The 26011-nt window shown below is 72.1% G+C and carries 20 protein-coding genes; 10 read left to right on the top strand and 10 right to left on the bottom strand.

What is annotated here, in order from left to right; translation table 11 throughout:
- Positions 1-60: 60 nt before the first annotated feature.
- The gene (locus tag ACEZDE_RS23805; protein ID WP_380539278.1) at positions 61-957 is read right to left on the bottom strand and encodes a glycosyltransferase; all 897 of its coding nucleotides are present in this window, start codon (positions 955-957) and stop codon (positions 61-63) included.
- Positions 958-1557: 600 nt separating this feature from the next.
- Between ACEZDE_RS23805 and ACEZDE_RS23800 the strand changes: the two genes are divergently transcribed.
- The 8 genes from ACEZDE_RS23800 (at position 1558) to ACEZDE_RS23765 (ending at position 13088) form a co-directional block, all read left to right on the top strand.
- Positions 1558-2901: a sugar transferase gene (locus ACEZDE_RS23800; RefSeq protein ID WP_380539275.1), complete on the top strand. Its 1344-nt coding sequence runs from the start codon at positions 1558-1560 to the stop codon at positions 2899-2901.
- An 85-nt stretch (positions 2902-2986) separates the two neighbouring features.
- The gene (locus ACEZDE_RS23795) at positions 2987-4045 is read left to right on the top strand and encodes a Gfo/Idh/MocA family protein (protein ID WP_380539272.1); all 1059 of its coding nucleotides are present in this window, start codon (positions 2987-2989) and stop codon (positions 4043-4045) included.
- A 49-nt stretch (positions 4046-4094) separates the two neighbouring features.
- The gene (locus ACEZDE_RS23790) at positions 4095-5102 is read left to right on the top strand and encodes an NAD-dependent epimerase/dehydratase family protein (RefSeq protein ID WP_380539269.1); all 1008 of its coding nucleotides are present in this window, start codon (positions 4095-4097) and stop codon (positions 5100-5102) included.
- A complete protein-coding gene (locus tag ACEZDE_RS23785) occupies positions 5099-6250 on the top strand; it encodes a DegT/DnrJ/EryC1/StrS family aminotransferase (RefSeq protein WP_380539266.1) in 1152 nt (383 codons plus the stop codon). The genes ACEZDE_RS23790 and ACEZDE_RS23785 overlap by 4 nt, the downstream gene beginning before the upstream one ends.
- Positions 6247-6972 (top strand): NeuD/PglB/VioB family sugar acetyltransferase, encoded by a 726-nt coding sequence (locus tag ACEZDE_RS23780; RefSeq protein ID WP_380539263.1) that lies wholly within the window; start codon positions 6247-6249, stop codon positions 6970-6972. The genes ACEZDE_RS23785 and ACEZDE_RS23780 overlap by 4 nt, the downstream gene beginning before the upstream one ends.
- Positions 6969-8084: a DegT/DnrJ/EryC1/StrS family aminotransferase gene (locus ACEZDE_RS23775; protein ID WP_380539260.1), complete on the top strand. Its 1116-nt coding sequence runs from the start codon at positions 6969-6971 to the stop codon at positions 8082-8084. The genes ACEZDE_RS23780 and ACEZDE_RS23775 overlap by 4 nt, the downstream gene beginning before the upstream one ends.
- A gap of 150 nt (positions 8085-8234) precedes the next feature.
- On the top strand, positions 8235-11918 hold the full coding sequence (locus ACEZDE_RS23770; RefSeq protein ID WP_380539256.1) for a DUF4082 domain-containing protein: 3684 nt from the start codon (positions 8235-8237) through the stop codon (positions 11916-11918).
- Positions 11919-12038: 120 nt separating this feature from the next.
- Positions 12039-13088 carry a glycosyltransferase family 2 protein gene (locus tag ACEZDE_RS23765; protein WP_380539253.1) on the top strand — a complete coding sequence of 350 codons (1050 nt, stop codon included), beginning with the start codon at positions 12039-12041 and terminating at the stop codon, positions 13086-13088.
- Here the strand turns inward: ACEZDE_RS23765 and ACEZDE_RS23760 are convergent.
- A complete protein-coding gene (locus ACEZDE_RS23760; protein WP_380539250.1) occupies positions 13007-13729 on the bottom strand; it encodes a hypothetical protein in 723 nt (240 codons plus the stop codon). The genes ACEZDE_RS23765 and ACEZDE_RS23760 overlap by 82 nt on opposite strands.
- A gap of 100 nt (positions 13730-13829) precedes the next feature.
- Between ACEZDE_RS23760 and ACEZDE_RS23755 the strand changes: the two genes are divergently transcribed.
- Both ACEZDE_RS23755 and ACEZDE_RS23750 read left to right on the top strand, forming a co-directional pair.
- Complete coding sequence (locus tag ACEZDE_RS23755; protein ID WP_380539247.1) at positions 13830-15857, top strand: O-antigen ligase family protein; 2028 nt, start codon at positions 13830-13832, stop codon at positions 15855-15857.
- A complete protein-coding gene (locus ACEZDE_RS23750; protein ID WP_380539244.1) occupies positions 15857-16807 on the top strand; it encodes a glycosyltransferase family 2 protein in 951 nt (316 codons plus the stop codon). Before ACEZDE_RS23755 ends, ACEZDE_RS23750 begins: the two co-directional genes overlap by 1 nt.
- On the opposite strand, the gene ACEZDE_RS23745 is transcribed toward ACEZDE_RS23750, so the two are convergent.
- The 8 genes from ACEZDE_RS23745 to ACEZDE_RS23710 form a co-directional block, all read right to left on the bottom strand.
- The gene (locus ACEZDE_RS23745; RefSeq protein ID WP_380539241.1) at positions 16770-17612 is read right to left on the bottom strand and encodes a glycosyltransferase family 2 protein; all 843 of its coding nucleotides are present in this window, start codon (positions 17610-17612) and stop codon (positions 16770-16772) included. The two genes, ACEZDE_RS23750 and ACEZDE_RS23745, sit on opposite strands and share 38 nt — an antisense overlap.
- A gap of 17 nt (positions 17613-17629) precedes the next feature.
- Positions 17630-18733, bottom strand: a complete 1104-nt coding sequence (locus ACEZDE_RS23740; RefSeq protein ID WP_380539238.1) for a hypothetical protein — start codon at positions 18731-18733, stop codon at positions 17630-17632.
- A gap of 29 nt (positions 18734-18762) precedes the next feature.
- The gene (locus tag ACEZDE_RS23735) at positions 18763-20412 is read right to left on the bottom strand and encodes a lipopolysaccharide biosynthesis protein (protein ID WP_380539235.1); all 1650 of its coding nucleotides are present in this window, start codon (positions 20410-20412) and stop codon (positions 18763-18765) included.
- On the bottom strand, positions 20409-21260 hold the full coding sequence (locus ACEZDE_RS23730) for a chain length determinant protein (protein WP_380539232.1): 852 nt from the start codon (positions 21258-21260) through the stop codon (positions 20409-20411). Before ACEZDE_RS23730 ends, ACEZDE_RS23735 begins: the two co-directional genes overlap by 4 nt.
- Before the next feature lie 77 nt (positions 21261-21337).
- A complete protein-coding gene (gene wecB / locus ACEZDE_RS23725; RefSeq protein WP_380539229.1) occupies positions 21338-22459 on the bottom strand; it encodes a non-hydrolyzing UDP-N-acetylglucosamine 2-epimerase in 1122 nt (373 codons plus the stop codon).
- A 2-nt stretch (positions 22460-22461) separates the two neighbouring features.
- Complete coding sequence (locus tag ACEZDE_RS23720) at positions 22462-23718, bottom strand: nucleotide sugar dehydrogenase (protein WP_380539226.1); 1257 nt, start codon at positions 23716-23718, stop codon at positions 22462-22464.
- Between the two features lie 2 nt (positions 23719-23720).
- The gene (locus ACEZDE_RS23715) at positions 23721-24515 is read right to left on the bottom strand and encodes a WecB/TagA/CpsF family glycosyltransferase (RefSeq protein WP_380539223.1); all 795 of its coding nucleotides are present in this window, start codon (positions 24513-24515) and stop codon (positions 23721-23723) included.
- Positions 24512-25735 carry a hypothetical protein gene (locus tag ACEZDE_RS23710; RefSeq protein WP_380539220.1) on the bottom strand — a complete coding sequence of 408 codons (1224 nt, stop codon included), beginning with the start codon at positions 25733-25735 and terminating at the stop codon, positions 24512-24514. The genes ACEZDE_RS23715 and ACEZDE_RS23710 overlap by 4 nt, the downstream gene beginning before the upstream one ends.
- Between the last annotated feature and the right edge of the window lie 276 nt (positions 25736-26011).

Here is a 26011-nt window from a genome sequence, read left to right as displayed (position 1 = left end):
GCTCGTTCGCCGTGGTCGGGGGCGGTTCGGTCGGATCGCCGCCCGCTCCGGACCGGGCGGTCAGGCCTGCCGGCTGCTCTCGTCCCGCAGCCAGGTGCCGAAGTCCTGGCTGCTGACCGCCTTTCGGGACTTCCGGCGGGCCACCACCGCCGCGGCCAGGAAGACCGCCATCGCGGGCAGCAGGCCCGGCCTGGCCCGCAGCAGGGCGACCAGGTCGGCCTTGCCGGTCCGGGCGGAGGGGGCGGGCTGCTCCGCGCCGTCAGGACCGGCGGCCTCGCGCTGGTGCTGTTCCAACTGGGTGGTGGAGGTGGCCGCCCTGATCCGGCGTCGGATCAGGTCCGCCCAGGTGCGCGGCGGGAGCACCCGGACCAGGGCGGTCCGCACCACCAGCCGCTCGTGCGGGGCGAAGGCCAGCGAGGCGGCCAGGTCGTCCGCCATCAGCGGTGGCAGCGCGGCCAGCCTGGCGTATCCGGCGGCGGACACCGCGATCACCCCGCGACCGAACAACCCTTCGCGTACGGACGGCAGTTGCTGCCAGACCCGGTAGTAGGCGCGGACCCGCCAGGCGCAGCCGTCCATCGGCAGCTCCCGCTCGGGCGCGGTGGCGAGCACGGCGGGGCCGTCGGCCGGCCCGCCGTCCGGCGCACTGGCGAGCGGGGCAGTCAGTTTCCGGACGTCCGGGCCCGCGAGCACCACGTCCGCGTCCACATACAGCCGGGGGAAGCCGCGGGCGTGCTCGTCGCCCAGTCGCAGGGCCGCGTGCTTGGACGGGACCGGGCTCTCCAGCACCCTGACCGCGGGCCCGCGCAACGCCGCGACCTGCGCGGTGTCGTCGGTGCAGCCGTTGCAGACGACCACGATGTCCACCTCGCCGGGGTCGCTTCCGGTCAGCAGCGCGTCCAGCAGGCGGCCGATGACTTGCCCCTCGTTGTGAGCGGGGATCACAATGCTCGTCACCTGGGCAGTATGAGGCCAGGGATGGGGATGATGCCGAGTGTTTCGCCCAAATGTTCCCGCGCTTGCGTCCTGTGCTCTAGATTGAACGCCGGTGGGCCGGTTTGGGCGGTGACTTTCACTCGATCAACACAGGTCTGACACATAGGGGCACAGTCCGTGACGGAGTCCTCCCCAGGGATGCGGTTTCAGCCGAATCGGATTGTTCGCCCGAACGTAGTGATTGGTCATCGCTACGGTATGAGGCGTTGTTCGGTTTCCAGAACTCTGTGGGACGGGTCAGGAGCAGCGCGGAGCGGACGGGGCGGACACCGGAGGCGGGGGGACACTTGCCGAAGGTCGCCGAGCTGTCCGATCAGGTGTAAGAGTCAAGTGCCCAGGTAGAGACGTCGACAGTCCACTCCAGCCACCCTGCCGCCCGGTCGCCGGGCCCCGCCGGGACGGCTGTGGTCGGTCGCCGGAACCGGCCGCGGGCGCGCCGAGCACCGTTGTGGGGGGGTTCCCATGACCATTGAGCCGGTCACGCACGAACGACATGTGGTGGACCGTCGGACTCTCGGAGTCCGGCGCCGACGTTGGGACCGGAGGTACCGTGCCGTCCTGTTGATCGCGGACGCGCTGGCGGCCGCACTGGCCGCTTTTGTGATCCACGGCGCGTACGGCCGCTGGGCCGTGGCGCTGGTCCTGCCGCCCGCCTGGATCGCCGCGATGGGCGCCTACCGCGCCTACGACCGCAGCGCCTTCGGCCTGGGCACCGAGGAGTACCGGCGGGTGCTGCGCGGCGCCGTTGCGCTGCCCGCGCTCGGCGCCTGCTCCTACTGGTGGTTCGCCCGGGAGCACGACCTCTTCCACGACACGATGATCGCCGTCGTCCCGGCCGCGGTGATCGGGCTGGCCGGCCGCTACATGCTGCGCCGCCGACTGCACCGGCGCTGGGCCTCGGACCGCGACCGCAGCAGCGTGCTGCTGGTCGGCCCCTCGCACGGGATCGTCGACCTGGTCGGCGCGCTGCGCCGGGGCGGCTCCCAGGAGTTGCGGGTGGCCGGGGTCTGCCTGACCGACCCGGCGAACGCCGCCGCGGTCGCCAAGCTGGGCGTCCCGTACCGCGGCGGCCTGGACGCGGTGCCCGAGGTGGTCCACGGCGGCGGCAGCACCACCGTGCTGGTGCTGCCCGCCCCCGAGATCGACTCGACCGTGCTGCGCCGGCTGTCCTGGATCGCCGCCGCCGAGGGGGTCGACTTCCTGCTCGCCCCGGTGGTCGCCGACATCGCCGCGAACCGGCTGGTGGCCAAGCCCTGCAAGGCGGTTCCGCTGGTGCGGCTGCGTGCCCCGGCGCTCTCGGCAACCCGGCGGATCCCCAAGGAGATCCTGGACCGCGGTGTCGCCGTGCTGCTCCTGCTGCTGCTCGCGCCGCTGCTGGCGGTGGTCGCGCTGCGGGTCCGGCTGGACAGCCCCGGCCCGGTGCTGTTCCGGCAGGCCCGGGTCGGCCGCAACGGCGACCACTTCACCATGCTGAAGTTCCGCACCATGCGCGAGGACGCCGAGTCCTTCCGGGAGGAGCTGGCCCACCTCAACGAGAACAGCGACGGCCTGCTGTTCAAGATGAAGGAGGACCCCAGGATCACCCGGGTCGGCTCGCTGCTGCGCCGCTACTCCCTGGACGAGCTGCCGCAGTTGTTCAACGTGCTGCGCGGCCACATGTCGCTGGTCGGCCCGCGCCCGCCGCTGCCCGAGGAGGTCAGCGGCTACACCCCCGAGGTGCGCCGCCGACTGCTGGTCAAGCCGGGTCTGACCGGCCTGTGGCAGGTGAGCGGCCGTTCCGACCTGCCCTGGGACGAGGCGGTGCGGCTGGACCTCGGCTATGTCGAGAACTGGTCGCTGGGCCTGGACCTGGAGATCCTGCTGCGGACCGGCCCCGCCGTGCTCCGCGGAACCGGGGCGTACTGAGCCCGCGTCCCCGCCGTCGCACCCGCCGACGCACCGTCATCATGCTTCACCCGAAAGCGCTTCACCTGAGAGGAACCACACCACCGTGACACAGACCAGCGCGGAACCGTTGGGTGTCGCCGTCGTCGGCGCCGGCTACTGGGGCCCCAACCTCGTCCGCAACTTCCAGTCCAGCCCGGAGTTCCGGCTGCGCTGGCTCTGCGACCTCGACGTCTCCCGGGCGCAGCGGGTGCTCGGCGGCTACTCCACGGTCCAGGCCACCGACGACTACGCGGCGGTCCTGGCCGACCCGGCCGTCCAGGCCGTGGCCGTGGCCACCCCCGCCGGGACCCACCTGGACGTGGCGCTCGCGGCGCTGCGCGCCGGAAAGCACGTCCTGGTGGAGAAGCCGCTGGCGGCCACCTACGCGGACGGGGTCCGGCTGGTCGCCGAGGCCGAGGAGCGCGGGCTGACCCTGATGTGCGACCACACCTACTGCTACACCCCGGCGGTGGGCGCGATCCGGAACCTGGTCCGCTCCGGCGAGCTGGGCGAGATCCACTTCGTGGACTCGGTCCGGATCAACCTCGGCCTGGTCCAGAAGGACATCGACGTGATGTGGGACCTGGCCCCGCACGACCTGTCGATCCTGGACTTCATCCTCCCGGAGCACGTGGTCCCGGTCGCCGTCGCGGCGCACGGGGCCGACCCGATCGGCGCCGGGCAGGCCTGCGTGGCCTATCTGACGCTGCAGCTCAACACCGGCGCGATAGCCCACGTCCACGTCAACTGGCTGTCCCCGACCAAGGTGCGGACCACCATGGTCGGCGGCGCCAAGCGCACCCTGATCTGGGACGACCTCAACCCGGCGCAGCGGGTCGCGGTCTTCGACCGCGGGGTGGACCTGGCCGCGCCGCAGGAGATCGGCGCGGACGAGCGGCGGGACATGCTGGTCTCCTACCGCACCGGCGACATGGTCGCGCCCGCCATCGGCGAGAAGGAGGCGCTGCGGACCATGGTCGACGAGTTCGCCGCGGCGATCCGCGAGGGCCGCGCCCCGCTCACCGACGGCCGGGCCGGGCTGCGGGTGCTGGACATCCTGGAGGCGGCGTCACGAAGCCTGGAGTTCAAGGGGGCGGTGGTCGGCCTGCGGGCCGACCGCTGACCCTCCGACAGGGCCTGGAAGTCATGAACGAGCAAGTAAGGGAACAGAGTTGAGCAGCGTACGAGGCAAGAGGATCCTGGTCACCGGGGGCGCCGGCACCATCGGCTCCAATCTGGTGGACCTGCTGGTCGGCAACGGGGCACGGGAGATCACCGTGCTGGACAACTTCGTCCGCGGCCGGATGGCCAACCTGGCGACGGCCATGCCCAGCGGCCTGGTGAACGTGGTCGAGGGCGACATCCGCGACGCCGCCACCGTGCGGAAGGTCACCGAGGGCGCGGACCTGGTGTTCCACCTGGCCGCGATCCGGATCACCCAGTGCGCCGAGGAGCCCCGGCTGGCCAACGAGGTCATGGTCGACGGCACCTTCAACGTGGTCGAGGCGGCGGCGCAGGCCGGGGTCGGCAAGGTGGTCGCCTCGTCCTCGGCCTCGGTCTACGGCCTGGCCGAGGAGTTCCCCACCACCGAGCGGCACCACCCGTACAACAACGACACCTTCTACGGCGCGGCGAAGGCCTTCAACGAGGGCCTGCTGCGCAGCTTCCACGCCATGTACGGGCTCGACTACGTGGCACTGCGCTACTTCAACGTCTACGGCCCGCGGATGGACATCCACGGCCTCTACACCGAGGTGCTGATCCGCTGGATGGAGCGGATCGCCTCCGGCGAGCCCCCGCTGATCCTCGGCGACGGCACCCAGACCATGGACTTCGTCGACGTCCGCGACATCGCCAGAGCGAACCTGCTGGCGGCCGAGTCGGACCTGACCGACACCGTGTTCAACGTCGCCAGCGGCAGCGAGACCAGCCTGCGCCAGTTGGCCGACGGCCTGCTGGAGGCGATGGACTCGGACCTGGAGCCGGTGCACGGCCCGGCCCGCGCGGTGAACGGGGTGACCCGGCGGCTGGCCGACACCTCGCAGGCGGCCGAGAAGCTCGGCTTCACCGCCGAGATCGACCTGCGCACCGGGCTGCGCGACCTGGTCGCCTGGTGGCGCGCCGAGCGCGAGGCCGACGCGGCGGCTGCCGCCCAGGCCGGTGCGGGGGCCGGGGCATGAGCGCCGGTCAGCCGGACCGGATCCCGGTGATGATCCCCTGGCTGGGCGAGGAGGAGGCGAAGGCCGCCTCCGACGCGGTGCTGTCCGGCTGGGTCGCCCAGGGCCCCCGGGTCGCCGCGTTCGAGCGCGCCTTCGCCGAGCGGGTCGGCGCCGAGCACGGCATCGCCGTCAGCTCCTGCACCACCGCGCTGCACCTGGCCCTGGTCGCACTGGACCTCGGTCCGGGCGACGAGGTGATCGTCCCCTCGCTGTCCTTCATCGCCACCGCCAACGCGGTCCGCTACGTCGGCGCCGACCCGGTCTTCGCCGACGTCGACGCCACCACCGGCAACCTCACCGCGGCCACCGTGGACGCGGTCAGGACGGCCAGGACCAAGGCCGTCCTGGTGGTCCACCAGGGCGGCGTCCCGGCCGACGTGGACGCGCTGCGGGCGGCCTGCGCGGACTGGGACCTGGCCCTGGTCGAGGACGCCGCCTGCGCCATCGGCTCCACCGTCGGCGGCAAGTCGGTCGGCCACGGCGCGCTGCTCGCGGCCTGGTCGTTCCACCCGCGCAAGGTGATCACCACCGGCGAGGGCGGCATGGTCACCACCGACGACGCCGAGTGGGCCGCCCGGCTGCGCCGGCTGCGCGAGCACGGCATGAACGCCTCCGCCGCCGAACGGCACGCCAGCAGCAAGCCGGTCCTGGAGAGCTACCTGGAGGTCGGCTACAACTACCGGATGACCGACGTCCAGGCCGCCATCGGCCTGGTCCAACTCGGCAAGCTGGACCAGATCGTGGCCCGCCGCCGGGCCCTGGCCGCCCGCTACGACGCGCTGCTGCGGGACGTCCCCGGGCTCACCGCGGTCCGCGACCCGGAGTACGGGCAGGGCAACTTCCAGTCCTACTGGGTGCTTCCGGACCGGGACTTCCCGGTCGGCCGGGACGACCTGCTGGCTGTGCTCGCCGAGGCCGGGGTCTCGGCCCGGCGCGGGATCATGGCCTCGCACCTGGAGCCCGCCTATCAGGGGCACCCGGCAGCGCCGCTCCCGGTCACCGAGCGGATCAGCCGCGACTCGCTGATCCTGCCGCTGTTCCACACCATGACCGAGGACCAGCAGGACCGCGTGGTGGCGGTGCTGCGGAGACAGGCGACCGCGGGATGAGGGACAACGGGCTGGTGATCGTGGGCGCGGGCGGCTTCGCGCGGGAGACCGCGCAGGCCGTCCTCGACTCCGGGCAGTGGACCCTGCTCGGCCACCTGGACGACGACCCGGCGCTGCACGGGCGCACCGTCGACGGGGTGCCGGTGCTCGGCTCCTGCGAACTGGTGCACCAGTGGGGCGGCCTGGACCGGGCCCGGGTGGTGGTCTGCGTCGGCAGCCCCAGGGACTACGCGGTACGGGCCCGGCTGGTGCGCCGGCTCGCCCTGCCGGAGGAGCGCTACGCCACCGTGGTCCATCCGACCGCGGTGGTCTCCCGCAGTTCCTCGGTCGGGCCGGGCTCGGTGGTGCTGGCGCACACCGTGCTCACCGCCGCGGTCCGGATCGGCGCGCACGCCGCGGTGATGCCGCAGGTGGTGCTGACCCACGAGGACGTGGTCGAGGACTTCGCCACGGTCGCCTCGGGGGTCAGGCTCGGCGGCGGCGTGCGGATCGGCACCGGCGGCTACGTCGGCGCCGGGGCGCTGGTGCGCGAGTACGCGACGGTGGGGGACTGGTCACTGGTCGGCACCGGCAGCGTGGTGCTCGGCGACGTCCCGCCGGGGGAGGTCTGGGTCGGCGCCCCGGCCCGGCGGCTGCGCGCGGCCGGGACCGCGGCACTGGAGCAGCTGAAGGAACAGGAACAGGAACAGGAAGCCGAACCGATGGGGGACTCCGTCAGATGAGCCAGATTCCGCTTGTGGACCTCAAGGCCGCCCACGCCGAGGTCGCCGAGGAGGTGAGGGCCGGATTCGACCGGGTCCTCGCCAACACGGCGTTCATCGGCGGCGCCGAGGTCAGCGCGTTCGAACGCGAGTACGCGGAGTTCGGCGGCGTGGCGCACTGCGTCGGGGTCGCCAACGGCACCGACGCGCTGGAACTGGCGCTGCGCGCGAGCGGCGTGGGCGTCGGCGACGAGGTGGTGCTGCCCGCCAATACCTTCATCGCCACGGCCGGCGCGGTGGCCCGGATCGGCGCCCGCCCGGTGCTGGTGGACTGCCTGCCGGACACCCTGCTGATCGACCCCCGGCTGGCGCTCAAGGCGGTCGGCCCGGCCACCCGCGCGGTGGTCCCGGTGCACCTGTACGGGCAGTCGGCCGCGGTCGAGGAACTGCTCGCCGAACTGCCGGAGCGGGTCCGGGTGGTGGAGGACGGTGCGCAGAGCCAGGGCGCGAGCCGGTTCGGCCGCACCCCCGGCAGCGGCGGCGTCGCCGCCACCAGCTTCTACCCCGGCAAGAACCTCGGCGCCTACGGCGACGCGGGCGCGGTGCTGACCGACGACGAGGAACTGGCCGAGCTGGTCCGGGCGCTGGCCAACCACGGCGGGGTGGCCAAGTACCGCCATGACGTGGCCGGGTTCAACAGCAGGCTGGACGGGCTGCAGGCGGTCGTGCTGCGGGCCAAGCTGGCCCGGCTCGCCGACGGCAACGCGGCCCGCCGCGCCGCCGCCGCCCGTTACCACACGCTGCTGGCCGACCTGGCCGCGGCCGGGCGGGTGCTGCTGCCGGTCACCGCCGAGGGCAACGTCCCGGTCTGGCACCTCTACGTGGTCCGGATCTCCGGCGCGGACCGGGACGAGGTGGTGGCCCGGCTGAACGCGGCCGGCATCGGCGCCGGGGTGCACTACCCGGCCGCGGTCCACCTGACCCCCGCGTTCGCCCGACTGGGCCACCGCCGCGGCGACTTCCCGCAGGCCGAGGCCGCCGCCGACCGGATGCTCTCGCTTCCGCTCTTCCCGCAGATCACCGCGGACCAGCAGCGGCGGGTGGTCGGCGCCCTCGTCGACGCCCTCGGCTGACGGTCCCCCGAACGGCACCACCCCGAACAGCACCACCGGCACCACTCCGCCCCGCCTCACCGGGGCGGCACCAGCACCACTGAGAGGTAACAGATGTTCAGAAGGAGCAGACTCCTCCAAGGCGGGCTCTTCGCCGTGGTCGCAGCTCTGGTGACAGCCGTACTCCCGATGACCTGGGCGGCGAGTGCGTCGGCCGACCCCTGCGGGTCCGGCAGCAATCCGATCGTCTGCGAGAACTCCAAGCCGGGCTCGCCGATGTCCGACTGGTTCGCGCCCAACGCCTACGGCAACGTCCAGGGCTTCTCCACCGCCGAGAGCGTCCAGCCGGGCGACACGGTCCAGTTCAAGATCCAGTCGCCGACCCCGTACCACGTCGAGGTCTACCGGCTCGGCTACTACGGCGGCGACGGCGGCCGGGAGATCTCCACCGCCGCGCAGGCGGCGGCGACCTACCCGGCGAACTTCACCAAGAACGGCACGGCCGGCAGCCCGATCGACACCGTGGTCAACGACGGCGTGCCCGACGGCAAGCCGCTGAACTGCGCCCACGACACCGGCACCGGCCTGGTGGACTGCGGGAGTTGGCCGGTCACAGCCACCTTCACGGTGCCCAGCGACGCCGTCTCCGGCCTCTACATCGCCAACTTCGACCAGGCTGACGGCAACGGCGTGATGCCGTACCCGTTCGTGGTCCGCAACGACAGCAGCCACTCCGACATCGTGGTGCAGACCGACGACGAGACCTGGCAGGCCTACAATATGTGGGGCGGCCAGAACCTCTACCAGGGCGCCGGGCCCGCGCCCGACGGCCGCGCCTACCAGGTCAGCTACAACCGCCCGTTGGACATCGGCGGCGACAACGGCGTCTACGGCTCCGAGTTCGAGATGATCTCCTGGCTGGAGCAGAACGGCTACGACGTCAGCTACCTGTCCGGGCTCGACACCGCGACCAGGCCGGCCGATCTGCTGAACCACAAGATGTTCATGTCCTCCGGCCATGACGAGTACTGGACCCAGAGCCAGTTCAACAACGTGCTGGCGGCCCGTCAGGCCGGGGTCAACGAGAGCTTCTTCAGCGGCAACGAGGTCTCCTGGGAGACCCGGTTCGCCCCCAGCATCGACGGCACCAGCACCCCGAACCGGACCCTGGTCACCTACAAGGAGACCAAGCTCGAACTCCCGGCCCCGGACGGCATACCCGACCCCAGCAGCACCTGGACCGGGGCCTTCCTGGACCCGGGCAGCATCGCCAAGACCGGTCTGTTCCAACCGCAGAACATCCTCACCGGCTCGCTGTTCCAGGTGAACGGCTACCGCAGTGACGCGATCACCGTGCCCGGATCCTTCGCCAAGAACCGGATCTGGCGCAACACCACGGTCGCCAACCTGACCTCCACGCAGACCGCCACCTTCCCGACCGGGACGCTGGGCTACGAGTGGGACAGCGACTTCGACAACGCCACCAGGCCCTCCGGCGAGATCGACCTGTCGTCCACCACGGTCAACGTCGCCGACGGCACCTACCGCGAGGACTACGGCAACATCTACGGCAGCGGGACCGCGACCCACAGCCTGGTCGAGTTCCGCGACCCGACCTCGCACGCCCTGGTCTTCGGCTCCGGCACGGTGCAGTGGTCCTGGGGCCTGACCAACGTCCCGACCAGCAACCCGGCCGACGCGGTGGTCACCGCCGACAAGCGGATGCAGCAGGCGACCGTCAACATCATCGCCGACATGGGCATCCAGCCGCTGACCCTGCAGAGCGGCCTGGTCGCCGCGACGCAGTCCACCGACACCACCGGGCCGACGGTCACCGTGACCACCCCCGCGTCCAACGTCACCGTGCCGGTGCAGAAGCCGGTCACCATCAGCGGCACCGCGGCCGACACCGGCGGCGGCGTGGTCGCCCGGGTGGAGGTCTCCACCGACGGCGGCAGCACCTGGAGCCCGGCGACCGGTCTGAACTCCTGGACCTACTCCTGGACCCCGACCACCACCGGCCCGGCGTCCGTCAAGGTCCGCGCGGTGGACGACAGCGTCAACATCGGCGCGGTCACCACCGTCCCGCTGACCGTCGGCGGCCAGCAGTGCCCCTGCACGGTCTGGCCCGGCTCCGCCGTCCCCGGCACCGTCAACGGCGGTGACGGCAGCGCGATCGAACTGGGCGTCAAGATCCGCAGCTCGGTCCCCGGCTCGATCACCGGCGTCCGCTTCTACAAGTCGGCAGCCAACACCGGCACCCACACCGGCAGCCTGTGGAGCAGCACCGGCACCCTGCTGGCGACCGGCACCTTCACCAACGAGACGGCGTCCGGCTGGCAGCAGCTGACCTTCGACTCACCCGTGCCGATCAAGACCAACACCACCTACATCGCCTCGTACTACGCCCCCAACGGCGGCTACTCCTACGACGGCGGCTACTTCACCAACAGCGCGGCCGGCGTGGCCCCGCTGACCGCCCTGCAGTCCGGCACCGACGGCGGCAACGGCGTCTACCACTACGGCACCGGCGGCGGCTTCCCGTCCTCGGCGTCGACCGGCAGCAACTACTGGGTGGACGCAGTCCTGGACACCTCCACCGCCAGCACCACCCCGCCCTCGGTCAGCAGCACCACCCCGGCCTCCGCGGCCACCGGGGTCGCCATCACCTCGCCGGTGTCGGCGACCTTCAACGAGGGCATCGACAGCGGCACCCTGGTCTTCGGCCTCAAGGACGCGAGCGGCAACAGCGTCCCCGGCAGCACGGTGGTCACCGCCGGCAAGACGGCGACCTTCACCCCGTCCACCGAACTGGCGCTGAACACCACCTACACCGCCTCGGTCCAGACCTCGGACCTGTGGGGCAACGCGATGACGGCGCCGACCACCTGGTCGTTCACCACCAGCGCGACCCCGCCCGCGGTCACCTGCCCGTGCAGCCTGTGGCCGAGCAGCACCGTGCCGAGCACCGTGGACGAGACCGGCGACGCCAACTCGCTGGAACTCGGCGTGCGGTTCCAGTCGGCGGTCGACGGCTGGGTCACCGGAGTGACCTTCTACAAGGGCGCGGGCAACACCGGCACGCACTCCGGCAACCTCTGGTCGTCCACCGGCGCACTGCTGGCCACCGGCACCTTCAGCGGGGAGAGCGCCACCGGCTGGCAGACGCTCACCTTCGACACCCCGGTGGCGATCACCGCGGGCACCAGCTACGTCGCCTCCTACCACGCGCCCAACGGCAACTACTCCGTGGACGGCGGCTACTTCGGCGGTGCGCACCAGTCCTACCCGCTCACCGCACCGGCCGACGGCAGCGGCGGATCCAACGGCCTGTACGCGTACGGGTCCACCTCCGCCTTCCCGACCGGCTCGGCCGGGTCGGCGAACTACTGGGTCGCGCCGATCATCACCACCACGGCGCCGTCCGGCCTGAACGGCACCATGACCGAGGGCGCGCGCTCGCTCGCCGCGGCCGCACCCGCGGCCACGGTGGTCACCCTGCCCGCCGACACCGTCCCGGCGACGGTGAAGGCCGTGGTCACCACCCTGGTCGGGCACGTCAGCACCGAGTCGGGAGCGGGGGCGACCACGGTTCCCGGGGTCCTCTCCTACGACAAGGCCACCCACCGGGCGACCTTCCGGCTCTCCGCACCGATGCCCTACGGCGCCAAGTACAAGCTGGTCATCACGGCGAAGGACAAGCACGGACACACCGTGAAGTCCTTCACCGCGACCCTCAAGAGCACCACCGGGCGACCGGCGGCCCCGGGCTCGGCCGGCAGCGGGGCCCCGGCCTCGCAGCCGTCGGCGACGGCCAGGATCCGCTTCCCGCACGGGGTCACGCCTTTCTTCTAGGGCCTGACCAGCACAGCAACCACGTTTCCAGCCCGCACCCACCGGTGCGGTCAGGGGGAGGCGGCCCAGCGGTAACGGGCCGCCTCCCCCGAGGCCGCCCGGGGATTGGCTCCACAGACCATGAGCACCCTCAGCGTCGTCATCCCCTGCTACAAGTACGGCCACTTCCTGGCGGACTGCGTGCGCAGCGTCCTGGACGAGCAGGAGGGGCTGGACGTCAAGGTGCTGATCATCGACGACGCGTCACCCGACGACTCGGCGGCGGTCGCCCGCAAGCTGGCCGCCGCCGACCCCCGGATCGAGGTCCGGGTGCACGAGACCAACAAGGGCCACATCGCCACCTACAACGAAGGCCTGCTGGAGTGGGCCGACGGCGACTACGTGGCCCTGCTCTCCGCCGACGACCGGCTGGTCCCCGGCGCGCTGGTGCGCGCCGCGGCCCTGCTGGACGCCCACCCGGAGGCCGGCTTCGCCTACGGCAGGCCGCTCCGGTTCCAGCACGGCGGGCCGCTCCCGGCCGCCCGCACCAGCGGCACCGGCAGCGTGGTCTACCCCGGCCACTGGTGGCTGGAGCGCCGCTTCCGCGAGGGCACCGGCTGCATCACCTCGCCCGAGGTGGTGGTCAGGACCAGCCTGCAGCGCGAGGTCGGCGGCTACGACCCGGCGCTGCCGCACGCGGGCGACATCGAGATGTGGATGCGGCTGGCGGCGCACGCCGACGTCGGCTACGTCCAGGGCGCGGACCAGGCCTTCTACCGGGTGCACGGCAACAACATGTCCACCACCGACTTCGGCGGGCAGCTGGACGACCTGCGGCAGCGCCGGATCGCCTTCGAGTCGGTGCTCGCCAAGTGCGGCGACCGGCTGCCGCAGGCCGAACGGCTGTCGGCGGAGGTGCACACCCGGCTGGCCCGGTTCGCGCTGCGCCGCGCCTACCGCGCCTACGACCGCGGCCGGACCGACCTGGTCCCGGTCGGTGAACTGCTGGCCTTCGCCGAGGACTGCCTGCCGGACGGCTTCACCGCGCTGCCCGAGTACCGGGCGCTGCGGCTGCGGCAGCGGATCGGGACCCGGGCCATGCCCTGGCTTCAGCCGCTGGTGCTGTCCGCGGTGGCGGACCGGGCCCGCGAGTGGTTCTGGTGGAAGTCCTGGGAGCGGCGGGGCATCTGATGGTCCGTCGACCCCTCTCCTACCCGGCGCAGCCGCCGCCGCTTCGCCCAGCGGTCGGTCCACAGCGCCGCGAGCACGCCGCCGCCCAGGCCCAGCAGCGCCGTCCCGGCCAGCCCGCGGCTCTTGGTGCCGTGCACCTCGACCGCGCTGGCGGGAACCAGCACGTCCACGCTCATCCGGGAGGCCTCGGCGATCCGGTGCGCCGACTGCAACTGGTCGACATGCGTGGTGTAGATGGCGATGATCTTCTGCACGGTGCCGTCCGCGGTGGCCGGATCGGTCAGCTCCGACTGCACCTGCAGGGTCGGGATCAGATAGTGCGGGGTCGCGCTGGTGCCGCTGTTCCGCGGCACCAGGTGGTACGTCCCGGCGACCCCGGCGGCGTCCAGCTCGGCCTCCCCGGCCGGGGACTCCATCTGCTGGATCACCGCGTAGGAGACCGCGGCCAGGGTCGGCTGCAGATTGGCGAACTGGTTCGGCTGGTTCCCGGTCACCGGCGGCTTCAGCACGACCACGGCCGTGCTCAGGTACAGCTGAGTGGGCTTCAGCACGTGGTAGGCCCCGGCAGCGGTCAGCAGCAGCGCCAGCAACAGGACGTACCAGCGCCTGAGCAGCGTGCGGACCAGCTCGGCAGGCGACACGTGACGTCCTTCCCTCGGTACCGGTACTCCCAGGCGGCAGCCTATGCTGGCCCGGGGCTCCGGGGGGAGCGGACCGCGACATCGAGCCGGGGGAGTGACCATGAGCCTGAGTGAGGTCATCGCCGTACTGCGCAGGCGCTGGTACTTCATGGTGCCGATCACCGTGCTCAGCCTGGCGGCCGGCTTCTACCTGTTCCGCACGGTGCCGCTGTCCTACGAGTCGCAGAGCTCGGTCGCGCTGCTGGACTCCACCGCCGTCGCCAAGCTCGCGCCCACCTACGGCAACCCCATCTCCAACGCTGGCGGCTCGCTGGTGGTCACCGCCGACGTGCTGATCCGGACGCTGGAGTCCAGCGACTCCGCCAAGGACCTGCAGTCGCTCGGGGTGACCGACGTCTACACGGTCGACTTCGCCAGCAACACCTCGGGCCCGCTGCTCACCCTCACCGTCACCGGCCACGACCGGGCGAAGGTGCTGCGGGAGACCAACACCATCACCGCCTTCGCCGGGGACCAGCTCAAGGCGCTGCAGACGGCGGCCGGGATCGCCCCCGCCTACCTGGTGCAGGCCACCCCGGTGGTGCTGCCGCAGGCCCCGGTGGCGCAGTCCAAGACCAAGATCCAGGACGTCGCGGGCGTGATCGTGGTCGGCATCACCGGCGGGTTCCTGCTCTGCTTCGTCTTCGAGAGCATCATGCTGGCCCGCCGCCGACGGCCGTTCTTCGGCGCCAGGATCAACCCCTGGCCGCTGAAGCGCCCGGCCCGGGGCTTCCTCGGCCGCCCGCGCGACGCCACCGCGCTGCTCACCGTCTACATGGCGCTGGCCTTCTTCATCCCCTCCGACCTGGCCCTGCCCGCGCTCGGCGGGGTCGGCACCCCGGCCAACGTCTTCGCGCTGCTGGCGCTGCTCTGGTACATCGCCAACTGGCTCAGCGACCGGCTGGTCCCGGCCCCCGGCACCCGCTCGCCGCGGCTGGCGATGTGCCTGCTCGGCGCGGCCGTGCTGTTCTCCTACCTGGCCGACGCGACCCGCAACAGCTCGCACGCCGAGGTGCTGGCCGCCGACCGCGGCCTGATCGGCTTCCTGGTCTGGGTGTCGCTGGTGGTGCTGGTCTCCGCCGGGATCCAGACCCGGGACCGGCTGGACGTGCTGATGCGGCGGATGGTGATCATGGGCACCGTGGTCGCCGCGCTCGGCTACTACGACTTCTTCTCCGCCACCAACATCGCCGACTCGATCACCATCCCCGGCCTGCACTCCAGCGTCACCGGCATCTCGGCGATGGACCGCGGCTCGTTCACCCGCCCCCGCTCCACCACCGCGCAGCCGCTGGAGTTCGGCGGGATGCTGGCCATCCTGGTCCCCTTCGCGATCCACCAGGCGCTGGACCCGGTCCGCCGGCACGCGAGCCTGCTGCGCCGCTGGGGACCGGTGGTGGCGATGGGCGGGGCGCTGCCGCTGACCGTCTCCCGGACCTCCATCATCGGCGCGGTGATCGTCGCCCTGGTGATGCTGCCGCGCTGGAAGCCGGCCCGGCGCTGGGCCGCGCTGGGGCTGCTGACCGGGGCGCTGGGCGCGTTCAAGGTGGTCATCCCCGGGCTGATCGGCACCATCAGCGGGCTGTTCTCCAGCTTCTTCTCCAACACCGACAGCAGCACCCAGGCCCGTACCGTGAAGTACGCCGAGATCGTCCCCTACATCGTCGACCGGCCGCTGTTCGGACGGGGGTTCGGCACCTTCATGCCGGACCTCTACTTCTTCACCGACAACCAGTACATGCTGACCATGGCCGAGATGGGCGGCCTCGGCGTGCTGGCGCTGCTGGTGCTGTTCTGCACCGGGATCCACCACGGCGGTGCGATCCGGCGGCTGGCCAGGACCGAGTCCGACCGCGAGCTGGGCCAGGCCTTCTTCGCCTCCTCGCTGGTCGCGCTGGTCATCAGCGCCACCTTCGACGCACTGAGCTTCGCGATGTTCGCCGGGATGTTCTTCCTGGTCCTGGCCGCGGGCGGGAGCTACCTCGGCTTCATCCGCCGCGAGGCCGCGGAGGCCGCCGACACCTCCCGGGCGGACACCGCACCCCCGCCCGCCGTCAGCGCCCGCACCCCCGAACTGGTGGACTCCTGATGCCCGCTCAGCCCGCGCCCGTCGCCCCTGTCGCGGTCCTGGTGGTCACCTGGAACAGCGCCGCGGTGATCCCCGGCTTCCTGGCGGCGCTGCCGGACGGCATGGGCGACCTGCCCTGGCGGCTGGTCGTCGCCGACAACGACTCGGCCGACGACACCGTCGCCCTGGTCCGCGACCTCGCCCCGGACGCGGTCGTGGTGCAGACCGGCCGCAACGCCGGCTACGCCGCCGGGGTCAACGCCGCGCTCGGCGCCGCCGCCGCATGGGACGGCGGCTACTCGGCCGCCCTGGTCTGCAACCCGGACGTGCGGATGCGCCCCGGCTGCGCCCCCGCGCTGGTCGCGGCGCTCGGCACGGCGCTGCCGGACGGCGCGACCGTCGGCATCACCGTCCCGCTGCTCTACCAGGACGGCGAGGACGCCCCGCTGCACTCGCTGCGCCGCGAGTCCAGCGTCGGCCGGGCGCTGGGCGAGGCGGTCATCGGCAATCGCAGGGCCGGGCGCTTCCCCGGGCTGAGCGAGCTGGTCACCGATCCCGCCGCCTACGACCGGCCGACCCGGGCGGACTGGGCCACCGGGGCGCTGATGGCGCTCTCCGCCGACTGCCTGGCCGCCTGCGGGCCGTGGGACGAGTCCTTCTTCCTCTACTCCGAGGAGACCGAGTTCTGCCTGCGGGCCGGGGACCGCGGCTACGCCACCCAGCTGCGCCCCGAGGCCGAGGCGGTGCACCTCGGCGGCGAGTCCCAGGTCTCGCCGAGGCTGTGGACCCTGCTGGTGCTGAACCGGGTCCGGCTGCACCGCCGCCGCCACGGCGCCGCCTCCAGCGCGGCCTTCCGGGCCGCGGTCCTGCTCCGGGAGACCTCCCGGGCCGCCCTCGGCCGGGCCCCCAACCGCGCCGCCGCCGCGGCCCTGCTCAGCTCGGCGGCGCTCCGGGCGACCCCGGGACCGTGACCGGCGGCTCGTCCCAGGCAGTGAAGTAGCTGGCGGGGTTCATCAGGTAACGGACCGTCGGCTCCGGGAGGTGGGCGACCCGGTGTCGGCGGCTGTAGCGGCGGATGAGCTCCCAGTCCTCGCGGGGGAGCACCTCCGGGGTGCGCCGGAGCCGGCTGAAGTGCAGCGCCCGGGTCCGGCGGGCGACGAAGGCGTTGGTGTCCAGGAAGGACTCGCGCGCCGAGCGGCGGCGGCTGAACGGGACGGAGAGCACATCCTGCTCGGTGCCGTCGGCGCGGACCCGGCGCAGCGCGGTGTAGACGCCGTCCGGGCCGCCAGGGGCGCGCAGCGCGGCCAGGGCGCGGGCCAGGTGGTCCGGCTCCCAGAGGTTGTCGTCGTCCAGGAAGGCCGTGTAGCGGGAGCGGGTGAGCCGGATGCCGACGTTGCGGACCACCCCGGCGGTGCCGCAGTTGCGCGACAGCGAGACGGTGAACAGCCGCGGGTCGTCCGGGAACCGGGACCGCTCGGGCAGCCCGGCGCCGTCGTCGACCACGATCACCACCTGGTCCGCCTCGGTCTGCGTCAGCGCCGAGCGGATCGCGTGCAGCAGCGCCTCGGGCCGGCGGTGGGTGGCGATGACCGTGGCGACCAGAGCCGACGGCGCGTCGGCGGTGAGCGGCGCCAGCCGCCGCACCTCGGCGTCCTCGAAGCGGCGCAGCCGGACCGCCGACGGGGCCAGCCGCAGCTTGTTCGCGGCCTCGAACAGCACCAGCCAGCCGAAGACCAGCTTGAGCAGTTCCCAGGGAGCCCGGACGATCCGGCGCATGGTCACCTTCCGTGCAGTCAGGACGAGGGCACCACGGTGCGGCCGTCGGACATCTTGTTGTTGCTCCAGACGTTCCCCGCGCCGCCCGCGTTCCACGCCGCGACCGGACCGTACTCGCCGCAGTCGGGGTGGAACTGGGTGGAGAAGATGTTGTTGGTGACCTGGATCCCGGTCGCGCCGGGCCCCCCGCCGTACAGCGCGTAGGAGCCGCCGGCGATCCAGTTGCCGTCCACCACGCTGTTGGCCACCGTGCCGGTGTCGGCGAACAGGCCGATGCTGCCGCTGGCGCCGTGGTCCACGCCGACCTGGTTGAGCAGGGTGTTGTGACGGATGATCAGGCTGCCGGTGTTGCCGCCGTCGCTGATCACCGCGTCGGCGTGCTCCCAGCCGCCGCTCTGGTTGCGGAACTCGGACACGTCGTGCAGGTAGTTGTCGTGCAGGTTGCCCTGGCCCATGGACAGCATGTTGCCGAACTCGGAGATGTTGCTCCAGCCGACCTCGATCGAGCTGCCGCCCATGTTGGAGACCGCGTAGTCCTCGCCGCCGTTGTCCGGGCCCTGTCCGGGCAGCCCGGTGATGGTGGTGTGCAGGATCCGCAGGCCGCTGAACCCGGCCCGCAGGTTGATGCCCCACCAGTTGTCCGAGGTGACCCGGCTGTCGACGATGGTGACGTTGTTCGCATAGATGTCCAGCGAGCCGGTGATGTCCCAGCCGCTGATCACGGTGCCGTTGGTGGTGATGCTCAGCGCCCCGGTGTGGTGCGGCTTGAGGGCGATCCGGGGCCCGGTGGAGCTGGCGTCGGGGAAGCCCCCGGCGACGATCTGGCCGGTCGCGTCACCGGAGACCGAGGAGCCCTTTCCGCTGCCGGCCGGCTTGCCGGTGCTGGGCCTGGGCGACGGAGTGGAGGCCGGTTGGCCGATCTTCGCTGGGTCGCTGCCCGGTGCGGGGGACGGGGTGCCCTGCACGGAGGACGTGCCGGCGGACCCGTCGGCACTGGGACCGGGCGGCCCTGCCGTGGTGCGCTCGGGCCCGCCGCCGCGGGAGAGGGCCACCGCCAGCGTCACCAGAACCAGTGCGAGCAGGATCCCGGTCGCCAGGATCCGCCCTCGTGCTCTTAACATCGGCCAACCTTGTCCGTGTGTAGGGGGATTCATCCGTTTCTTCGGCGCTTCGCAGCGTGCTTGCCCCCCTTCTGCTCCTTGGCGGTGCCGCGCAGGTAGCCGATGCTGGGCAGCACGCAGACTCCGTAGAGCACCATGGACAGCACCCCCATGATCATCAGGGCGAGCAGGTCATGCCCGAGCGGTCGCTCCAGCACCATGATGCACAAGGTCATCGCCGCCCCGCCGAGGAACGACCAGCAGGTGGCCCTGGCGATCGAGCCGACGCCGATGCCCCCGCGCTGCAATGCCCAGAGGAACACCGGCACCACGATGCCCCCGGCCACCAGCACATGGCCCTGCGAGACGCCGACGATGCCGTGCGTCCTGGCGGCCACGATCAGCACCGGGATCAGCACCACCAGCCACACCCCCTGGACCGTGATCAGCAGCCGTCGCCGACCGATCGCCACCAGGCAGTCGTAGGCCAGCTCGCAGCCGATCCGGACCAGGCCGAGCACCATCAGCCAGGGCAGCGCCGCCGCCGCCGGATGCCACTGCTTCCCGTAGACCAGCTCCACGATCGGCCCGGCCAGCACGCCCAGCAGCACGCACAGCGGCACCGTGCCGGTGACCAGCACGCCCAGCGCCCGGCTGAAGCCCTTGGCCAGCGCCTCGGGGGACTCGGCCAGCCGGGAGAACCCGGCGAAGGAGACCCGGCGGGCCGCCTCGGAGATGATCCGCACCGGCCAGCCGGAGATGTTGAAGGCCAGCACGTAGAAGCCCAGCGACACATTGCCCAGAGTCGAACCGACCACCAGGGTGTCCACATTGACCACGCCCAGCGCCAGCAGGCTGGCCCCGGCCAGCGGCAGCCCGAACCGCAGCAGCGCCCTGGCCTGCGCCGGGTCCCAGCCGAACCGCAGCGTCCCGGGGGCCGCCAGGCAGAAGCCGATCAGCGCAGCCACATTGCCGACCACCGAGCCCAGCGCGAACGCCATCGCGCCCATCCCGGCGAACGCCAGCACCAGCGTCACGGCCGTGCTCAGCACGAAGTTGAGGGCGTCGATGACCATGCGCTTGCGCTGGTCGAACGCCCTGGTCAGAAACCCCGACGGCACCTGGGACAGGCCGTCCAGGATCACGCACAGGCACATCACCCGTAGCACGCCGACCGCCTGCGGCGAGCCCAGCATCCCGCCCACGGTCGGCGCGGCGGCGAACAGCGCGACATAGAGCAGGGTACTGGAGGCGGTGCTCAGGGTCAGCACGGTCGGGGCGAACCGGCGCGGGTCGCCGTCCCAGCGGACCAGGGCCAGGCCGATGCCCAGCTCGTTCGCGGACAGCAGCACCAGCAGCACGGTCTGCGCGATGCCGTAGACGCCCCAGGCGGCCGGGTCGAGCACGAACCGGGCCAGGATGATCCCGGTGGCGAAGTTGCCGAGCCGCATCACCACGGTGTTGATCAGACTCCACCGGGCGGCGGAGCGGACCTGCTTCCCCAGTGAGGGGCTGTCCGCCGCGTCCTGCTCCCCGGCCGGTGCGGGGCGCAGGACGCGCATCGAGATCGTGGCGCTGTCCATGAGCCGGATCGGGATGGTGGAGGAGTCCAGCACCCTGATCGGGATCGTGGCCGGGTCGCCCGGCCGAGGCGGATCTTCCCAGTCCTGGTCGGCTGATTCGTCCGAGGTGAGGGTCATGGCGAGAACCAGGGGGCCTTGGTCCGGTCGCCCTTCTGGTTCCCGTGCTCATGGGACTGGAGCAGCGCCAGCTGGACCGTCGGCTGCTCGATGTCCTCGTCCTGTGGTCGTGGCCGTTGCTGTCGCGGCGCGGGGACGGAGCCGTCCCCGGCGGCGCCGTGCTGCCCGTCCGGGCCGTCGTCCTCGTCCTCGTCGTCGTCCTCGGCGCTGACCGGGGCGAGTTCGTCGTCGGCCGGGCGGACCGTCGGCTGCGGACGCCGCCTGGCCTCGACGTAGAAGGTGCCCACCATACTGACCACCACCCCCAGCAGACCGGCCATGATCAGGTACTCGATCTTGGTCTTGAGCTGGGCCACCGGGTTCTGCGGCGGGACGATGGTGGTCATCCGGATCATGGCGTCGGCGGCGACCGACTGCTGCGCCTGGAACTGCTGCAGCCGCTGCGCGGTGTAGGCGGTCAGCAGCTGGTCCGACTTCAGCACGGCGGCCTGGTCGGTGCCGGTGACGGTGAGCCACATCAGCGGGCCCTGCGCGTTGTCCGCGATCATCGCCACATAGGTGCCGGTGAGGCCCTGCGACTTGAGGTCGGCGATGGCCGCGTCCGAGTTGACGTTGCGGGCCAGGCTGTCGGCCATGCCGGTGAGCGAGGTCTGCGTGCTCAGGAAGGGGTTGCCGTCGAAATCCACGGTCGCCTTCTGTGAGTTGAGCAGCTCGACGGTGCTCTGCGACTGGTACTTGGTCGGTACGACCAGGAAGACGCCGACCACCAGTACCGCGGTGACCAGCAGCCCGGGCAGCAGGACATACCAGCGTCTGCGCATGACCCGTGCGATCTCGGCGAGATCCATGGTTTTCCCCCTACTCAGCCCCGTACGACAATGCGGTGATCAAGCATAGAGTCGGCTCCGATCAGCTGAACACCCTTTCATCCCTCCGACAGGTCGGTCGGCCGCAGCCGCTGCGCGGCGGTTCCGCCGTCCAGCAGCACCGCGGCGATCCTGTCGCTGGCGTGCCCGTCCCACAGCGCCGGGCGGCGCGGCTCGGGCGGGCTGTCCAGCACCGCGTGCACGGTGCTGACGATGCGTTGCGGATCGCGTCCGGCCAGGACGTTGGTGCCCTGCTCGACCGTGATCGGGCGCTCGGTGTTGTCGCGCAGCGTCACACACGGCACGCCCAGCGCCGTGGTCTCCTCCTGCACCCCGCCGGAGTCGGTGAGCACCACCCGGGCCGAGTCCTGCAGTGCGATGAAGTCCAGGTATCCGGCCGGCGGGATCAGCGTGATGCCGCCGGGGACGCCGAGTTCGGCCAGCCGCCCGGCCGCGCGCGGGTGCACCGGCAGCAGCAGCGGGCAGCGGCCGGCGATCTCGCCCAGCGCCTTGAGCAGCCCGGTGAGCACCTCCGGGTCGTCCACGTTGGCCGGACGGTGCAGGGTGACCAGGCCGTACCCGCCGCGGCTGAGCCCGTGCCGGGCCAGCACGTCCGACTGCCGGGCCCGGTCCAGGTTGCCGAACAGGGTGTCGATCATGACATTGCCGACCAGGTGGATCTGGTCCTCGCGGTAGCCCTCGGCGCGCAGGTTGTCGGCGGCGTCGGGGGAGGAGGCGAGCAGGTAGTCGCTGACCCGGTCGGTGGCGACCCGGTTGACCTCCTCCGGCATGCCCCAGTCGCGGCTGCGCAGCCCGGCCTCGACATGCGCCAGCAGCGGCCCGGCCTTGGCCGTGACCAGGGCGCAGGCCAGCGTGGAGTTGATGTCCCCGACCACGACCACCGCGTCCGGGGCGACCTCGTCCAGCAGCGGCTCGAACGCCGCCATCACCCGCCCGGTCTGCTCGGCGTGGCTGCCGGAGCCGATGCCCAGGAAGCGGTCCGGCGGCCGGATGCCGAGGTCGCGGAAGAAGACGTCGTTCATCGACTCGTCGTAGTGCTGCCCGGTGTGGACCAGCACCACGTCGGCGCCGCGCGCCTCCAGGGCGTCCATCACCGGTTTGATCTTCATGTAGTTCGGTCGCGCGCCGGCGACGCAGACGATCCTCATCGGGGCCCCCATGGTCAGAGCACCTCCACATTCGGTCCGGACAGCTTGTTCCGGCAGTCCAGCACCAGGGCGGCGTGCTCGGTCACCAGGTCGTAGTCGTAGGAGTCGTGGTCGGTGAGCAGCACCACCGCGTCGGCGGCGGCCACCTCCTCCGCGGTCAGCTCGACCCGGACCAGCCGGGCGTCCACCCTCACCCGCTCCACCACATGCGGGTCGGCGGCCCTGACCTCGGCGCCCATGTCCAGCAGCAGCTGCGAGACGCGCAGGGCCGGCGACTCCCGGGCGTCGCCGGTGTTCTTCTTGTAGGCGAGGCCGAGCAGCAGCACCCGCGAGCCGTTCACCGAGCGGCGGCGCTCGTTGAAGGCGTCGATCAGACGCCGGGTCACGTACTCCGGCATGTGGTTGTTGATGTCGTTGGCCAGCTCCACGAAGCGGAAGCTCTGCCCCAGCTCGCGCTGCACCCGCCAGGACAGGTACGACGGGTCGATCGGCAGGCAGTGCCCGCCGACGCCGGGCCCCGGCGTGAACTTCATGAAGCCGAACGGCTTGCTGGACGCCGCCTCGATCGCCTGCCAGACGTCGATGTCCAGGTGCCGGGCGAACATCGCCACCTCGTTCACCAGGGCGATGTTGACGTGCCGGAAGGTGTTCTCCAGCAGCTTGGCGAGCTCCGCCTCCTTCGGCGAGCCGACCGGCACGGTGGTGTCGACCAGTTGGTCGTAGAAGCCCTGCACGGCCTTCAGCGAGGCCGGGTCCACCCCGGAGACCACCTTCGGGGTCTGCTGGAAGCCCCAGACCGGGTTGCCCGGGTCGATCCGCTCCGGGCTGTAGCCGAGGTGGAAGTCCGCCCCGGCGGTCAGCCCCGAGCCGTCCTCCAGCAGCGGGGCGAACAGCTCCTGGGTGGTGCCCGGGTAGGTGGTCGACTCCAGGATCACCGTCGCCCCCGGCCGCAGGAAGCGGGCCAGGGTCCTGGCCGACTCCTCGATGTAGCTGAGATCCGGCACGCCCTCGCGCAGCGGGGTCGGCACGGTCACCACGGCGACGTCGAAACCGCCGCAGTCCCGGGCCAGTTCGCTCGGCCGGTAGCTGCCGTTGGCGAGCGTGGCCCTGATCCGCTCGGCCGAGACGTCCTCGACGTAGGACTCCCCGGCGGCGAGGCTCTTGACCCGGGGCACGTCCACGTCGTATCCGATCACCTCGTGGCCGACCTCCGCGGCCCGGATGGCCAGCGGCAGTCCCACGTATCCCTGTCCGACGACGACAACACGCATGACTACCTCCTGGTGGCGGGACCAGCGGTGGAACCGGTGGCGGAAACGGTGGCGACAGGGGTGCGGTGGACCAACTCACGGGCGGTCATGAGCATGAACAGCGCATTGGTGGTGAGGTAGCGGCGGCCGAGCCGGCGCGGCTCCTGCAGTGCCCGGTAGAGCCACTCGACGCCCAGCCGCTGCCAGAGCGCCGGGGCCCGCCTGGTCACCCCGGCCAGGATGTCGAAGGAGCCGCCGACCCCGTGCACCACCTTGACGCCGCTGCGCGCGCCGTAGCCCGCGGTGAAGATCTCCTTCTTCGGCGAGGTCATCCCGAGGAACAGCATCTGCGCGCCGGAGGCCGCTATGGCGTCGGCGACGTCGCCCTGCCGGGCGTCCTCGAAGTAGCCGTTCCTGCTCCCGGCGACCTTCAACTCCGGGAACCGCTCCGCGATCCGCAGCAGCATCAGGTCGAGCACGTCCTGCTTGGCGCCGAGCAGGTAGACGGACATGCCGGCCGTCTCGGCCTCGGCCAGCAGCCGCATGAACAGGTCGATGCCGGCCACCCGCTCCGGAAGCGGCCTGCGCAGCACCCGGGCGGCCCAGACCACGGCCTGCCCGTCCGCGAGCACCAGGTCGCAGCCGCTGACCGCCTGCGCGAGCCGGGGGTCGCGGCGCATGTTGACCAGCTTGGCGGCGTTCACCACGCCGACCTCCAACTGCTCGCCGTCCCGGACCGCGCCGAGGCAGCGCTGGACGGTCTGCTCCATGGTCAGCGGGTCGAGCTCGACCCCGAAGAGAGCCTGACGTTCCGTCATGTCGTGCTCCCCCCATCGGCATGGTTGCTGTCGTCGCCGCCGAGCCAGGCGAACAGCATCCAGCCGAACTCGTACGGGCGGCACTCCCGGTCCACCGAGGCGGGCCGGAACACCCGGTCCAGCGGCGACAGCCGCAGCCCCGGCGCGACCCTGGTACCCACCCCGCGCGCCGCGCGGACCGCCTTCCTCGGGTCGCCGCGGTAGACCTTGCGCCAGGTCACGCCCAGCTCGTCCAGCACCATCGGCTCGGCCGCGCCCGCGGCCGCCAGCTCCGGCACCTCGGTCATCCAGCGCAGCCCGCGCCGGATCGCCGGGCCGAAGTCGCCGCCGTCGGCGTCGGTGCCGCCGGCCTCGGCGAGGTCGAACAGGGCGGTCGGGGCCATCGCGTGCTGGTGCACGCTGTAGACCGGGAAGCCCTCCACCACGCTGCCGCGGCGGGCGTCGTAGTGCCACCACCACTGGCCGCCCCCGCCCTGCAGCTCGCAGATCCGCCGGCCGCAGGCCTCGGCGGCGGCCAGCGCCTCCGGGTCGCTCGCGCCGCCGTTCGCGACACCGCTGGCGTGGGCGCGGGCCAGTGCCTGCAACGGGTAGGTCTGGTCGGCGAAGCAGCCGATGTGCGAGCGGTACCACGGCACCAGGCCGGGCCCGGTGGCGTGCGGGAACAGCGGGCTGTCGCCGATCCTGGCCGCCAGCAGCCGGTCCCGGGCGGCGCCGAGGCGCTCCTCGACGTCGAGCACGCCGCGGGCCGCGGCCAGCGCGGACAGCACCCAGGCGGCCTCGACGGTGTACCGGGGCCGCCCGTCGGCGTCCAGCGCGGCGACCCGGTCCAGGGCGTCCGACAGCTTGGGATGCCCGGTCTCGGCGGCGGCCCAGGCGACCAGCGCGGCGTCGCCCAGGTTGGACACCTCGGGCAGGCGCTGCACCAGCAGCCCGGCGAACTCCTCGGCGGTGTGGCCGCCGAGCACCGCGCGCTGCCGGTCCGGCGGCAGGAAGCGGGCGCCGAGCGCGGTGATGGCCGCGTAGCGGATGCTGGTGCCGCGCTGCTCCAACGTCCCGTCCGGGCCCTGGGCGCGGGTGAAGACGAAGGTGTCGGCGCCGGGCAGGTACATCGCCGGAAGCCCGGCCTCGGCCAGGCCGAGCAGCCGCTCGGCGAGTCCGTGCAGGTCGGCGTCGGTCTCGGCGAGCGCGCGCAGACGGCTCGACGCCACGGCGGCGGTCATCGGACCGCCCCTGCCGCGGCGGATGCGTCAGTCACCTGGCTGTCGCGGCTCTCTCGGATCTTGCGGATCTTGCGGTTGTACAAGCTGTGCACGTCTGAGCAACGCGGCTTCGGCACACCCCACCCCCCTCGGGTCGGATTTTCAATGATCTGGTGCTGCGCGGGGAGGGGATGCGTCCGGGCAGCCGACAACTGTCGGGGCGTCATCCGCCTCGACCCGTCGAACCGCCGGTACCCCCACCGCGTCCCCCCTGCACTACAGCCCGTGGCTGTCCCC

This window comes from Streptacidiphilus cavernicola (assembly GCF_042510955.1).
GTDB classification, from domain to species: Bacteria; Actinomycetota; Actinomycetes; order Streptomycetales; family Streptomycetaceae; genus Streptacidiphilus; species Streptacidiphilus cavernicola.
The sequence above is the reverse complement of the archived record's forward strand: the minus strand, read 5'-3'. Positions and strand labels throughout refer to the sequence as shown.

What these genes read in the sequence shown, in the direction of transcription:
- ACEZDE_RS23785 (WP_380539266.1), top strand. Translation starts at nt 5,099, where the DNA reads ATGAGCGCCGGTCAGCCGGACCGGATCCCGGTGATGATCCCCTGGCTG.
- ACEZDE_RS23780 (WP_380539263.1), top strand. Translation starts at nt 6,247, where the DNA reads ATGAGGGACAACGGGCTGGTGATCGTGGGCGCGGGCGGCTTCGCGCGG.
- ACEZDE_RS23775 (WP_380539260.1), top strand. Translation starts at nt 6,969, where the DNA reads ATGAGCCAGATTCCGCTTGTGGACCTCAAGGCCGCCCACGCCGAGGTC.
- ACEZDE_RS23765 (WP_380539253.1), top strand. Translation starts at nt 12,039, where the DNA reads ATGAGCACCCTCAGCGTCGTCATCCCCTGCTACAAGTACGGCCACTTC.
- ACEZDE_RS23755 (WP_380539247.1), top strand. Translation starts at nt 13,830, where the DNA reads ATGAGCCTGAGTGAGGTCATCGCCGTACTGCGCAGGCGCTGGTACTTC.
- ACEZDE_RS23750 (WP_380539244.1), top strand. Translation starts at nt 15,857, where the DNA reads ATGCCCGCTCAGCCCGCGCCCGTCGCCCCTGTCGCGGTCCTGGTGGTC.
- ACEZDE_RS23745 (WP_380539241.1), bottom strand. Translation starts at nt 17,612, where the DNA reads ATGCGCCGGATCGTCCGGGCTCCCTGGGAACTGCTCAAGCTGGTCTTC.
- ACEZDE_RS23740 (WP_380539238.1), bottom strand. Translation starts at nt 18,733, where the DNA reads ATGTTAAGAGCACGAGGGCGGATCCTGGCGACCGGGATCCTGCTCGCA.
- ACEZDE_RS23735 (WP_380539235.1), bottom strand. Translation starts at nt 20,412, where the DNA reads ATGACCCTCACCTCGGACGAATCAGCCGACCAGGACTGGGAAGATCCG.
- ACEZDE_RS23730 (WP_380539232.1), bottom strand. Translation starts at nt 21,260, where the DNA reads ATGGATCTCGCCGAGATCGCACGGGTCATGCGCAGACGCTGGTATGTC.
- wecB (WP_380539229.1), bottom strand. Translation starts at nt 22,459, where the DNA reads ATGGGGGCCCCGATGAGGATCGTCTGCGTCGCCGGCGCGCGACCGAAC.
- ACEZDE_RS23720 (WP_380539226.1), bottom strand. Translation starts at nt 23,718, where the DNA reads ATGCGTGTTGTCGTCGTCGGACAGGGATACGTGGGACTGCCGCTGGCC.
- ACEZDE_RS23715 (WP_380539223.1), bottom strand. Translation starts at nt 24,515, where the DNA reads ATGACGGAACGTCAGGCTCTCTTCGGGGTCGAGCTCGACCCGCTGACC.
- ACEZDE_RS23710 (WP_380539220.1), bottom strand. Translation starts at nt 25,735, where the DNA reads ATGACCGCCGCCGTGGCGTCGAGCCGTCTGCGCGCGCTCGCCGAGACC.